We start from the raw sequence: 13,056 nt of genomic DNA on the forward strand, positions 1-13,056 counted from the left end.
TTGCGCAAGTTATCTGCTGACGATCCGCCGCTGTTTCCCGTTTCGATATTCAAAAGGGGTTACGCCTACTACCTTTTTAAACAGTTTGGAAAGGTACTTCTCATCCTGATAGCCAAGCATTAAAGAGATGGAATAGATGGTTTCTTCTGTTTCTTTTAACCAAATTTTCGCCTGGTCAATTCTTAGCTTCGTCATATATTTAGACAGGGGTAAACCTGTTTCTTGTTTGAACTTCCTTGAAATATGTTCGCGACTAAAAAAGAACAAGTTCGATAGCTTTTCTAAACTCAGTTCTTCCATGTAATACTCGTCCACGTATGCTACAATGTCCTTCATGCGACGGGCCGCATCCAGTTCATCCAGCCGATGAATCGAACGGTAGTTGTGGTTGTCGAGGTCTGACTGCAGTGACTGAAACGAACTAGCAATATTAGTTAAATATGTTAGCGGCTCCCCGCTTACGAGACGAACAGGAAGATCAAATTGCTGACCCATCCATTCTTCCACCGTTAACCATTCGTCCTGTATGGTAATGACGAGACAAAGGTTTCGGTCATTTTGAAGGGAAAACGCATTGCCTAGTTTCTGAGTCACAAGCTTGTCCGCCAGTAATTCTATATAAGGCTCGGTATGATGCATGTGGTAAAAAGAGAGTAAGGTCATTTCGTATTGATCAGCTGCCGGGAGATAGGTGAGAATGTCATTGGTTTCGTAAGGTTCTCCCATACAAGCGGCTGTCATTAATTGATTCACCCGCAGCTTTTTAACATCTTCGTCAATCGAATGATCAGAAGGGAAGGATTGTTGATCATTTTTCCAGCTTTCCACAGCTTCGGCTAATGTCTTATTAAAGGGCGCCGGTTCAATAGGCTTCAATAGATAATCAAAACTGCTGTACTTAATCGCTTGGCGCATAAATGAATAGTCATTATACCCTGTGATGAATATAACCTTGCCGTGATAGGAAATGGAATCTAACCACTCAATGATTTCTATTCCGCTCATTCTCGGCATTTTAATATCCGTAAAAATGAGTTCCGGCTTTTCTTTTTCTATAATTGTTTGGGCCTCCTGCCCGTTACTTGCTTCAAAGAGTTCTGTAATGCCGTGTTTATCCCATTGTCCCACGTAGCGTACGACGTCGCGTACATTCATTTCGTCATCAACAATTAAAGCCTTCAAAAATTATTCCTCCTTACGAGTGAGCAAATGTCTATTTTTTGGGCGGCTAAGGAGCACGACCGGATTTTAAAGGAATGGATAACTTAACGAGAAAGCCTTGTCCATGGTTCGTATACACTTTTAATCCGGCACTCTTACCATAGTTAAGAACGAGCCGGTCGTGTATGTTTTTTAAACCAATATGCTGAGCGGAATAAGCACCTTCATAAGGGGCGGTATACATGTTGTTTCTTAATGATTGAAGCTCCTCATCCGTTAAACTAGCCCCGTCATTTTCTACGTACAAGTGTAAGGCCCCGCCTTTTACTTCACCGCGAATAGCTAATTGAGCCTCATAAAATCCTTCTTCATAACTGTGTTTAAAGAAGTTCTCAACGAGCGGCTGAAGGATCATACTGGGAATGGTTATGTTAAGAATGGTCTCGTTTAGGTTTATGGAATAGTTCACGTTATTGCGGAAACGCTCTTTTTGAAGCATGAGATAGGATTCTATATAGTTCACTTCATCCCGTACGAGCACCCACTCGTTCGCCTGCATAGAGTAACGCATCATTTTCGATAAGGACGTTACGAGCTGATAGACGTTAGGAGCCTTAGATCTAAGGGCAACAGCACCAATCGATTGCAAGGCATTGAATAAGAAGTGGGGATTTACTTGAGATTTTAAGGCTCGGAATTGGTTTTCCTTATTCTCAATTTCCAGTTTATATTCTCGATCAATGTGCAGATTGATCCGATCCATCATATCTTTCATATGTTTTTCTAAATAACCGATTTCGTCTTGTCGGCTGTCATCAAAGGGAATATCCACGTCTCCGCCTTCTATAGTGCTTACTTTTTGGGAGAGCCGTTTGATCGGGTGTGTAATTTTGTAAGCAATCATACTAATCATTACCACCCCTAACATCCCTACGCCTATCCCCACCAATATGTTAGTATAGGCGGTTTCCCGTACTTCCTGAAATAAGATTTCACTTGGTGTGATCTTCATCAATTTCCATTGGTGGAGAGGGCCGGATAACGTTCTCGTTAAGATAATATCATCACCTGTGCTGTCTTCTGCTTTCATCTGTTGTTGTATATCAGACGGTAAGGACGTACCAATCAATGCTTGATCGTTTGCATAAATTACATCTTCATTTTCGTCGACGAGTAACACGGTTTCTTCGTTTTCTTGAATCAGGTTGTTCGTTATTTGGCCATAGGCATCTAATTCAATATCCGTGGTAAGAATTCCAAGGAAATCGTTGGTCAGCACATCCACTATTTTGTGATGGAATGTCATGACCATCGTGTTGTCTGATTGGGGAACGATCGCTGCTTTATTGTAATTTTCAATGGGATGTGGCGGCTCTATCATGTACTTTGCGTTTGAGTGATAAAGTTTCTTTATCGAACCCTGTTGTAGAAAATCTGGTTTTGATTTCCGGGCACTCACCATCCCATTATATACAGCGAATGATTCTTTACCCTGATCCATATAAAGCCGCACTTGTCGAATTTCATTTCGCATCAGGTAGTAATTCTCTAAGCTGTTTTCTAAGTAAGCTGTATCATCTGCTTCATTGTTAAAAATGCGAAATAAATCGGGGTCGCGGTACAAGATATAGGGGAGGTTAATCATTTCATCGAAGTATTGTTCAAGTTCTACTGAGCTCTCTTGTATTTGCTCCCGGCTATTTTCAAGTTCATGCTGCTCTACACTATTTTTTGTATAGATGTAAATTAAAAAAACCGATAAAAAATAGGGCAGGATGATGAATATAAGCAGCAATAACAATAAACGGCTTTGGGTACTTTTCATTTCAAGGCGTCCCTTTCACTAGAGGACCAATTGGTCAGTCTACATTATAATTCTCTAAACTATAACAAATAGATCTGCACCGTCAATCATACGTAAGCAGGCGGCCTATAGTTGTAGTAAAAGAAGAGATTCCTATAATGGCACGATCAGCAAACGCTCACAAAAAAAAGTAAACGCTTTACATAATTTAGAAAATGAAGCGAATTGACTATGAAAATAAAAGAGATGTCTGGGAAGAAAAAGTTCGTGAACAGACATTGATGACAGCTGTTTGTCAGAACATGAAGAAGATAGCCCTTCATCTAGCTATGATCAGCTAGAGGGAAGATATTTTTCGATTTCGATCCCTGCGTGGGAAGAATAAAAAAAGGATCCCATTTTTGGGATTCCCTTTTTTAGTATGTGTGAGCTGAGGAGGAAGACATTCGGTCAGTAGTATTAAATGTTCACTATATGTACGTTTACATCATAACGATTCATGTCTTCACCAAAATGAGCAGACACTTGATTGTCTACAATACAAAAGTCGATTTCTGATAGGTCAGCCACTTTAGCGAAGTTTACTTTCCCAATTTTACTGTGGTCAGTCATGAGGATGGTGTGCCTGGAGTTCGTAATCATCATTCGTTTAATGCGTGCTTCGGTAAGATTAGGGGTAGTGATGATCCCTTCTTTGAGGTCCAAGCCATTGGTACCGATAAATGCCTTATCAATGCGAATCATATTAAGAGATTGTTCAGCAAAAGGTCCGACCAAGGCTGAAGTCTCCCTGCGTAAATTTCCTCCTAACAGCATCACATCTAAACCTGGAATATCTGCTAACTCCTGCATGATAATAATAGAGTTTGTCACGATCGAGAGGTTGGAGAAAGATTTTAGTTCTTTAACAAGTTCATACGTGGTGGTGCCTGAATCTAAAAGAATGGCGTCTCCTGGATTAATGAACTCGACGGCTTTTTTAGCAATGGCTTGCTTTTCTGCAATATAATCTTTTTTTCTATCTCCTATCGATGCTTCAAAACTTACAGGCTGTAAGAGAATCGCACCGCCGTGTGTTCTTTTTATACTATCAGTTTCCTCGAGCTCTTTAAGATCCCTTCGGATCGTAGAGTCTGAAACATTAAATTGCTGGCTTAAGTCATGGACGGAGGCCCGTGACATGTGACGCAAATACTCAAGAATTTGCGCTTTTCGTTCTTCCATAAACATGAATAGCAGTTCCCCTTTCGTAAACGTTTTCTTTCTCTCATTATAGACCAATCTCGAAATCAAAAGAAAATAAATGATTAAACAAGTAAGGCTCTGAGCGTTTTCATTCATGCAGGGTTGTTTGTCAGTGAATAAAAGTAATCATAAGTAATCATAATTGCTAGGTTTGATGAGAGGGGACGATTTTGAATACAACCTAAATTTGTTTATTTTTAAGAACTTTCAACAGTATTTGTAATTTTTTGAAAACTCATTGACAATTTTTGTATGCGCATATATGATCAATAATAAGCAAAAACAGTCATATCCAATATTAGAACTTTTTACGCATAATAGAAAATTTTACACTGAAAAGAAAGTTACATTAACGTGCGTAATGGTGAGAGAAAGGAGGAAAAGCAGTTCATTTTTGTAAGCGTATTCAATTGTTGTTGGAAATTAAATACTGGAGGGGAAATTAAAAAATGAAAAATAAGATGAACGTAATTGTGATGGGGATCTTTCTGCTTTTTATGACTGCATGTAGTAATAATGAAACTTCTGGTGAACAAAATGAAAGCGCTAACAATGGGAGCCCTGAACAAAAGGACCTTAAAATCGGCTTAACGTTAAATAATTTGGCGAATCCATTTTTTGTGTCAATGAGTGAAGCTGCGGAAGAATATGCGGATGAGTTGGGAGCTGAAATCGTCGTTCAGGCGGCAGATGCTGATTTGGCAAAGCAAACCGCTCAAATAGAGGATTTTATAACACAGGGTGTAGATCTTATTCTTCTAAATGCTGTTGATTCTGAAGGGATCGCAGGTGCCGTAGCACAAGCAGATGCCGCGGGAATTCCTGTTGTTTCAGTTGACGTTGGTGCTGACGGAGGGATTGAGGGAACCGTCACATCGGATAACTATCAGGCGGGAGTGCTGGCAGCTGAATATATGATTGAGGATCTAGGAGGAGAAGGGAAAGTTGTCGTCATCGACGGGCCTCCTGTTACAGCTGTGAAAGACCGGATTGCCGGGTTTGAAGATACAATTGAAGGTACCGGTATTGAAGTTATTGCTAAGCAAAATGGGGAGGGAAATCGTGAAAAAGGGCTGCAGGTGATGGAAAGTATTTTACAAGCGAATGAGCCGGGAACGATTGATGCTGTTTTTGCTAATAACGACCCTGTGGCCATTGGTGCAGAGATTGCCCAGCAGCAAGCGGATCGTCAGGAAGAATTTTATATTGTCGGTGTCGATGGATCTCCAGATGTTATCGAAGCGATGAGTAAAGAAGGCAGCTCGATTGCGGGAACATCTGCCCAGCATCCAGACGAAATGGTCAAAAAAGCCATGGAAGTTGGTATTCAAGTGTTAGACGGTGAATCTGTAGAAGAAGTAATCAAAATCCCAGTAGATTTAGTGACTCAAGACAACTTAGATTCTTATGAAGGCTGGTAAAAAACGTTCGGTCCTTGTGATAGCAAGGGCCGTCATTTCAATCTGAGTAAGGAGTGAAAAATCTATGGTTACGCAGGAAAAAGTAAAGCCGAAAACGGATATCATTCCACCTATCTTAAGAATGGAAGGGATCAATAAAACTTTCTCAGGCACAACGGTATTAAAAAATGTCAATATCGATCTTTATCCTGGTGAAGTTCACGCTTTAATGGGGGAAAATGGGGCCGGGAAATCGACCTTAATGAAGATTTTGTCTGGTGTCTATGTTCCTGATCAAGAAAGTGGTGCCATCACATATAAACAACAGCAAGTTACATGGAAAGACCCGTTAACTGCTAGAAAGATGGGGGTTGGAGTAATTCACCAGGAACTAAACCTCTCACCCAATCTCACGATTAGTGAAAATATTTTAATGGGGACGAAATACCCTCGAAACAAATTCGGGATGGTGCGCTGGGAGGAAGTACATAAACGGGCTAAGAAAGTTTTAACTTCCATGGGCTCAGACCTGCAGCCAGAAACCCTTGTCTCCACGTTAAGTGTAGCCCAGCAGCAGATGGTTGAAATAGCTAGAGCCCTCTCGTACCAAGCAGAAGTCCTTATTATGGATGAACCGACAGCCTCTTTAACGGATAAAGAAATTGACAGCCTATTTGAAATTATCAAGGACTTAAGAAAACAAGGAGTGGCGATCGTCTATATTTCCCATCGAATGGAGGAAATCTTTAAGATTTCGGACCGCTATACGGTACTGCGCGATGGAGAATGGATTCAAAGTGGACCTATCGATGAAACAAACCCTGATCATTTAGTCAGTTTAATGGTTGGCCGTGATTTAAAAGATCTGTTTCAACGGTCGAAAAGTAACTATATAAAAGAAGAGGGGAGAGACCAGCCTGCCTTAGAGGTGAAGAAATTAAGTGATGCGACTTTCGTAAAGGATCTGTCATTTCAAATCTATCCTGGTGAGATTGTGGGGTTTGCGGGCCTGGTCGGCGCAGGGCGTACGGAGCTTGTCCGTTCGATTTTCGGTGTATCAGACATACAGCAAGGTGAAGTGTGGGTGGAAGGAAAGAAGGTTCAAATCAAATCTCCGATCGATGCGATTAAGCATGGAATTGCCCTCGTGCCGGAAAGCCGTAAAGAACAAGGGTTATTCCTTGATATGTCCGTAAAAGAGAATATTTTACTGGCGGAATTAAAGAAGCATAAAAAGAACATGAAGATTAATTGGAGCTCCTTAAATCGTACAGCTGATGAATATATTAAAAGTTTGAATATTAAAACCGCATCACCCGATCAGCCGATCTCAGGATTAAGTGGCGGCAATCAGCAAAAAGCGGTCATTGCCAGGTGGCTCTCCACGAACCCGAAAGTCCTGCTGCTCGATGAACCCACACGAGGCGTTGATATTGGAGCTAAGACAGAAATTCATAAAATTATCTCTGAACTTGCAGATGAAGGGCTTGCGGTTTTAATGATCTCCTCTGAACTACCTGAAGTGATCGGAGTAAGTGACCGAATTTTTGTCATGCATGAAGGACGGATCACAGGACAGCTTCACAAACAGGAAGCCACTCAAGAACGAATTATGTATTACGCAACGGGAGGGAACTAAAGATGAAACCAACTCTGTCGTCCAATCAGCAGCCAACTGTTCAACCTGGATTTAAGTTTGGATACCATGCTTCGACACTCTGGAACCAGCTTGGAATGATTATCATTCTGCTCCTGCTCTGCATTGTCATGAGCGTTATGGCACCAAACTTTTTAGATTCTGCTAACCTTACCAATATTTTAAAACAAGTTTCTGTAACCGCGATATTAGCCGCAGGTATGACGATGGTTATTTTAACAGGGGGTATCGATTTATCCGTAGGATCGATCGTAGCTCTGTCGGGCGTTGTTTCGGTTATGGCTTCACAAACAGGAATGAACCCGATTTTCGCAATGCTTCTCGGTATTGGAGCAGGCTATCTAGTCGGATTCATCAATGGAATATTTACAGCCAAGATAGGGCTTCCCGCTTTTATTGTCACCTTAGCGAGCATGACTTACGTGAGAGGCCTTGCTTATGTCACGAGTGGAGGGTACCCGGTTGTCTTAGAATCGAATACGTTTCGTTTTATAGGATCAGGCTCTATTCTATCGATTCCTACTCCTATTTACTTGATGATTCTTGTATACTTCGTCATGTTTCTTATTTTAAAGTACACGATGTTTGGTCGCCATATTTATGCCATTGGCGGTAATGAAGAAGCGGCTCGACTAACAGGAATAAAAGTGAAAAAAACGTTGGTAAATGTATATTCCATCAGTGGTTTACTCGCTGGTTTAGGAGGAGTTGTCCTCGCGGGACGTCTTTACTCAGGTCAGCCGACGGCAGGCAATATGTATGAACTTGATGCGATTGCAGCGGTTATCTTAGGTGGATCTAAACTAACAGGCGGTGTCGGTAAAATTCAAGGGACAATTATTGGAGTACTGATCATGGGTGTAATCACTAACGGCTTAACCTTAATGGATGTCAGCTATTACTGGCAGCTTGTTGTGAAAGGCGGAGTCATTCTCTCAGCTGTTTTAATTGACCGGATTCGTTCCTAAAAAATGATAGAAGGAGAGGGATTACTATTTGGATGGAGGCTGGATGGAAACGGGGGTTTCTACTGTTGATCTGTTTGCTCGTTGGGGGGGTGCCTTCCACAGTGATGGCTGATGAATCAGGGTATTATGAAGAGACGTATCGTAATCAGTTTCATTTTTCTCCAGAAGCAAATTGGATGAATGATCCGAATGGGATGGTTTACTACGAAGGGGAATATCATTTGTTTTACCAGTACCACCCTTATGGTACGACTTGGGGGCCGATGCATTGGGGACATGCTGTAAGTGAAGATCTCGTGAATTGGGATCATTTGCCGGTCGCCTTGTCACCTGATGAACTTGGCGATATTTTCTCGGGAAGCGCGGTAATTGACTGGGACAATACGGCAGGGTTCGGGAAAGAGGCGATGGTCGCTATTTTCACCCATGCGGGTCCAGAAGGTCAAGTTCAAAGTCTAGCTTACAGTCTTGATAAAGGAAGGACATGGAAAAAGCATGAAGGGAATCCAGTCATGCCGAATCCTCCAGTCGCGGATTGGCGTGATCCCAAAGTCTTCTGGCATAAAGATTCCAGCCAGTGGGTAATGTCACTTGCGGCAAAAGATAAAATTATGTTTTATACTTCTCCTGATTTAAAAGAGTGGGAGTTTGCTAGTGAATTCGGCCACGATGGCGGAGTTCAATCCAACAGCCTTGATCAAGTCTCGTATGCTATGTCTGAACACACAGGCGGTTCATTTACGTATGAAGGGGACATAACACTTAACGAAAAAAATGGAAGAGAAGGATCCGGCGGTTTAGTCTTTCGCTCAGACAAGGAGAGAGACAATGGGTATACTGCTAGCGTTGATGCAAAAAATGACAGAGTAACGTTAAGTAAAATCTTAGACGGTGAACCGGAAGAACTGGCTCGTGAATCGATGGCGCTGGAAACCACTTCTACCTATCACGTAAAAGCAGTTGTCGATGGAAACACAATTAAAATTTTCATCGATGACCAGCTTGTAATCGAGGAGAGAGACACATCATTTGAGTATGGATTTTATGGTTTATCATCATCAGACTCAACCGCTGCTTTTCGAAATGTCGAATTTGAAAATACATCAAACTTTTTGACCAATTTGTCCAGCTGGAAAGCGGTCAGCGGCACGTGGGAAGATTCTTTAGAGGGGAAAACAGGGGCTTCCACAGAGGATGCCTTCACGATAAGTGGTCAAACCGCCGAAAACTTTTTATATGAAGCGGATATTAAAGTTTCAGGAGACGAAGGAGAAGGTGGAGCCGGCTCTCTTGTTTTCAGAGCTGATCATCAAGCCAAAAACGGTTACTTTGCCAATATTGATGCGTTACACGATGTTGTGAAATTAATGAAGATAGAGGATGGAAATATTATCGTGTTAGCTGAAAAAACAATAAGTCTGGACACTGATCAAACGTACCAATTAAAAGTCGATGCGTTTGACGAAAACATTAAAGTGTATGTCGATGATGAGCTTATGCACGACATCAATGACGGTACCTTTACAAATGGACATTTCGGGTTAAATGTTTGGAATTCCAGTACCCTATTCCAGAATGTGAACAAGGGAGAAAATATTAGAACGTCTGAGAAGGAAATTGTGAATCATGATTTTGAAACAGGAGATCTGGCGGGGTGGCAGTCTGTGAAAGGAAATGCTTTTACAGATGAGCATGTCAGTGATGCGACAAGTTATTGGGGTGGACCTTTTAATCCGCAAGGGACGTACCATTTATGGGGTTTTTCCGACCTTCATGATGGAGATAACTCCACGGGTGAATTACGTTCTTCTTACTTTAAACTAGGTGGATCGGGAGAAATTAACTTCCTCCTGGGCGGTGGAAATGATAGCAGCAACCGCTACGTTTCATTAGTTAGAGCTTCGGATGATGAGGAATTAATCCGCCAGGCTAACGCGAAGTTTGAGGATGATGAAACCTATAAACGATATGTGTGGGATGCTTCTGATTATGTAGGAGAAGTTCTTTATATTAAAGCAGTAGATCAGGCTACCGGCGGCTGGGGGCATATCAACATCGATGATTTTAATGTTTACCATGAAGGCCCTATGCCAGAAGAGGTTGATCAGGTGGCTGAAGAACCTGAAAAAGATGTCATTAAACAAAGCGGAGTAATTGAAGATTGGACGCCGGTGTCGGGAGATTGGATCAATTCGACACACGGTAGCAATGGCGGAATTTGGGAGTGCCCTACATTAGTTGAATTACCTATCGACGGTGACCCGAACAATACGAAGTGGGTGCTGCAAGTAAGTATCAATGACGGAGGGCCTGCTGGTGGGTCTGGTATGCAATACTTTGTTGGTGATTTTGATGGAAAGACGTTTACCAATGAGAATCCGTCCGAAGAAGTCCTATGGAGCGATTACGGAGCTGACTATTATGCGGGAGTCGATTGGAGCGGAATAGAAGGCGATAATGGCGAAAAATATTGGCTTGGCTGGATGAGCAACTGGCAGTACGCAAATGATACGCCAACTTCTAGCTGGAGAAGCTCGATGACCTTGCCGCGTACAATGGAACTTACACAAATGGAAGAAGGAACTCGTTTAAAACAAACGCCAGTTTCTTTAAATAGTATTCGAGACAATAGTCCAAAAAGTTCCTATAATAATGAAGTCATTTCCGGTGAAAGCAGCTTGCTTTCTGAGTTCTCGGGAGATACGTATGAAATGGTCGCTGAATTTGATGTTTCTCAAACAACTGTTTCAGAATTTGGCTTTAAAGTCCGTAAGGGAGAAGGGGAACAATACACTACGGTCGGATATAATTTAACAGCTGAACAATTATTTATCGATCGTACAAACTCCGATGATTTTGATTATGGTAGTAACGTTATAGATTTGCACAACGGTTCGTTATCCGTTTCAGACGGTAAAGTGAAAATGCACGTATTTGTTGACCGTTCAGCCGTTGAAGTGTTTGGTGGGAATGGAGAGACGGTCATCACCGATCAAATTTTCCCAGAAGCATCAAGTAAAGGGCTGGAGGTTTATAGTGAGGGTGGAGAAGTCAAGTTATCCTCACTGGAAATTTACCCTTTAAAGAGTATTTGGAAAGGTAAGAATTGACCTAAAGCAAACTTAACCTGCTGGATGCCTTTATCAGAAAGAAGTGTGTGAATTTTACAAAGAGTAGGGTATTCGGCCGCCGTAGAGGGTTCCTCACTTTTAGGTTATGTTCATTAATTAAGTAGTTCTGTGGTAAGAGACTAATATAGTAAGTCGGATTCCAGCTGATATAATATTATCTCAGTCAGGGGATCAGGCTTTTTTTTTTGAAACTATCTCTTTTCTCCCCGGTGCTCGGGTGCCTTGATAATAACTTGGTTTATAAAAAATTTTTAAATTGTATTAAAAATTGAAGGAAAACTAGTGATAATATGTAAAATAAATTTTAAATTTTTGCTGATCGAGTATTTTAGAACTTATACTCTCTTATCTCAAAGTATCTTCATATTTGAGATAAGAGTAAAACTAGTTTTTTATATTTGGCAGGGATAAAAGCTGACATATCGAGAATAAACTAAAGTGCCTGACCCTGTCTCACTGAATTTTTCGGATAGTAGTAATCAGACGTTTTTTCTTCTATATACACGGCATCTAGTGAATGCTCTTGTTACTGCCATAACTAAAGTATAGAATGTGCATAGTGATAACTAGTAGGAAAGTGAGTGATAACGTTGGATAAGATTGGTGTGTTAACAAGCGGCGAAGATGCTCCGGGAATGAATGCAGCCATACGCTCGGTTGTAAGGTCCGGGCTTCATTACGGGATAGAAATGGTTGGAATCAAGTATGGGTTTCAAGGGATATTGAATGAAACCATGGAGAAAATGGATTCAGCCTCTGTAGGGCCTATTATTCAACGAGGAGGGACTATCCTCCAATCCTACATTTGTGAAGAGATTTCTACCGATGCAGGACAGGAGAAAGCCATAGAAAACTTGAAGAAACAGGGAATAGAGGGCCTCGTGGTTATTGGAGGAAGAGAAGCATTGAAAGTCACAGCAGCATTAGCTGAGAAGGGGTTTCCGTGTATCGGCATTCCTTCAGCGATTGAAAATGATATTCCAGGCGTGGATGAGGCCATCGGATTCGATACAGCCTTAAATACGATTATTGATTACATAGATCAGATTCTTGATACAGCTTTCTCTCATGAGAAATCATCAATTATTGAAGTGATGGGGAAGGATACTGGTAATCTGGCATTATGGTCTGGTCTTGCCGGCGGAGCAGAAAATATATTAATTCCTGAAAAGCAAGAAGATGTAGAGAAGGTGGTCGAACAGATCAAAAACGGATCGTCACCTGACAGAAGGTTCAGCATTATTATCGTAGCCGAAGGAACGGTAAGTGGAATCGATCTCAACGCCAGACTTAAAGAAGAAGCAGGAATAGAATCCCGTGTTACCGTTTTGGGACATACGCAGCGTGGTGGAGCTCCTACTGCAAGAGACCGGGTTTTGGCCAGTCGTCTAGGAGCTTACGCGATTGACCTGCTTGTAAATCAAGAATCTGGGAAGTTGGCTGTAATAAAAGATAAAAAACTGGTGAGTTATGATTTAGGTGAGATCTTTTCACAAAAGACGGAAATAGATGAAAGTATGTATGAGTTGTCTGGAAGATTATCTATATGAAATTGGTAAATAAAGTTTATATGTAACATATGGATCAGCGTAGTCTAAGCTGATCCTCTATGTCTTGGCAATGATTGATCATGTAATACATTTTGGTTTGCATTGTGGAAAAACCACCATGGATAGGGGTACCATAGTAA

The 13,056-nt window shown here is 41.4% G+C and carries 8 protein-coding genes and 1 pseudogene; 6 read left to right on the top strand and 3 right to left on the bottom strand.

Features of this window, described 5'->3' with window-relative positions:
* Nucleotides 1-9: 9 nt before the first annotated feature.
* The 3 genes from O2Q26_RS05020 to O2Q26_RS05030 form a co-directional block, all read right to left on the bottom strand.
* Entirely contained in the window at nucleotides 10-1,182 is a 1,173-nt protein-coding gene (locus tag O2Q26_RS05020) for a response regulator transcription factor (protein WP_289214848.1), read from the bottom strand.
* 46 nt (nucleotides 1,183-1,228) lie between these two features.
* Complete coding sequence (locus O2Q26_RS05025) at nucleotides 1,229-2,986, bottom strand: cache domain-containing sensor histidine kinase (RefSeq protein WP_289214849.1); 1,758 nt, start codon at nucleotides 2,984-2,986, stop codon at nucleotides 1,229-1,231.
* A 438-nt stretch (nucleotides 2,987-3,424) separates the two neighbouring features.
* Nucleotides 3,425-4,195, bottom strand: a complete 771-nt coding sequence (locus O2Q26_RS05030; RefSeq protein WP_289214850.1) for a DeoR/GlpR family DNA-binding transcription regulator — start codon at nucleotides 4,193-4,195, stop codon at nucleotides 3,425-3,427.
* 464 nt (nucleotides 4,196-4,659) lie between these two features.
* Between O2Q26_RS05030 and O2Q26_RS05035 the strand changes: the two genes are divergently transcribed.
* From O2Q26_RS05035 to O2Q26_RS05060, 6 genes and pseudogenes are all read left to right on the top strand, one after another.
* Nucleotides 4,660-5,631 carry a substrate-binding domain-containing protein gene (locus O2Q26_RS05035; RefSeq protein WP_289214851.1) on the top strand — a complete coding sequence of 324 codons (972 nt, stop codon included), beginning with the start codon at nucleotides 4,660-4,662 and terminating at the stop codon, nucleotides 5,629-5,631.
* A 64-nt stretch (nucleotides 5,632-5,695) separates the two neighbouring features.
* The gene (locus O2Q26_RS05040; RefSeq protein WP_289214852.1) at nucleotides 5,696-7,249 is read left to right on the top strand and encodes a sugar ABC transporter ATP-binding protein; all 1,554 of its coding nucleotides are present in this window, start codon (nucleotides 5,696-5,698) and stop codon (nucleotides 7,247-7,249) included.
* Nucleotides 7,250-7,251: 2 nt separating this feature from the next.
* A complete protein-coding gene (locus O2Q26_RS05045; protein ID WP_390216806.1) occupies nucleotides 7,252-8,235 on the top strand; it encodes an ABC transporter permease in 984 nt (327 codons plus the stop codon).
* Between the two features lie 104 nt (nucleotides 8,236-8,339).
* Nucleotides 8,340-9,317: pseudogene (locus O2Q26_RS19035) on the top strand (glycoside hydrolase family 32 protein); the annotation flags it as partial.
* Between the two features lie 39 nt (nucleotides 9,318-9,356).
* Nucleotides 9,357-11,345: a glycoside hydrolase family 32 protein gene (locus tag O2Q26_RS19125; RefSeq protein ID WP_390216838.1), complete on the top strand. Its 1,989-nt coding sequence runs from the start codon at nucleotides 9,357-9,359 to the stop codon at nucleotides 11,343-11,345.
* A 602-nt stretch (nucleotides 11,346-11,947) separates the two neighbouring features.
* Nucleotides 11,948-12,916 (top strand): ATP-dependent 6-phosphofructokinase, encoded by a 969-nt coding sequence (locus O2Q26_RS05060; protein WP_352232211.1) that lies wholly within the window; start codon nucleotides 11,948-11,950, stop codon nucleotides 12,914-12,916.
* Nucleotides 12,917-13,056 lie beyond the last annotated feature (140 nt).

Origin of the sequence: Halobacillus campisalis, assembly GCF_030345335.1 — a bacterium.
Lineage (GTDB): Bacteria > Bacillota > Bacilli > Bacillales > Halobacillaceae > Halobacillus_A > Halobacillus_A campisalis.

Bases quoted from the DNA above. Each gene is read 5' to 3' on its own strand.
- O2Q26_RS05025 (WP_289214849.1), bottom strand. From the start codon at position 2,986: ATGAAAAGTACCCAAAGCCGTTTATTGTTATTGCTGCTTATATTCATC.
- O2Q26_RS05030 (WP_289214850.1), bottom strand. From the start codon at position 4,195: ATGTTTATGGAAGAACGAAAAGCGCAAATTCTTGAGTATTTGCGTCAC.
- O2Q26_RS05035 (WP_289214851.1), top strand. From the start codon at position 4,660: ATGAAAAATAAGATGAACGTAATTGTGATGGGGATCTTTCTGCTTTTT.
- O2Q26_RS05040 (WP_289214852.1), top strand. From the start codon at position 5,696: ATGGTTACGCAGGAAAAAGTAAAGCCGAAAACGGATATCATTCCACCT.
- O2Q26_RS05045 (WP_390216806.1), top strand. From the start codon at position 7,252: ATGAAACCAACTCTGTCGTCCAATCAGCAGCCAACTGTTCAACCTGGA.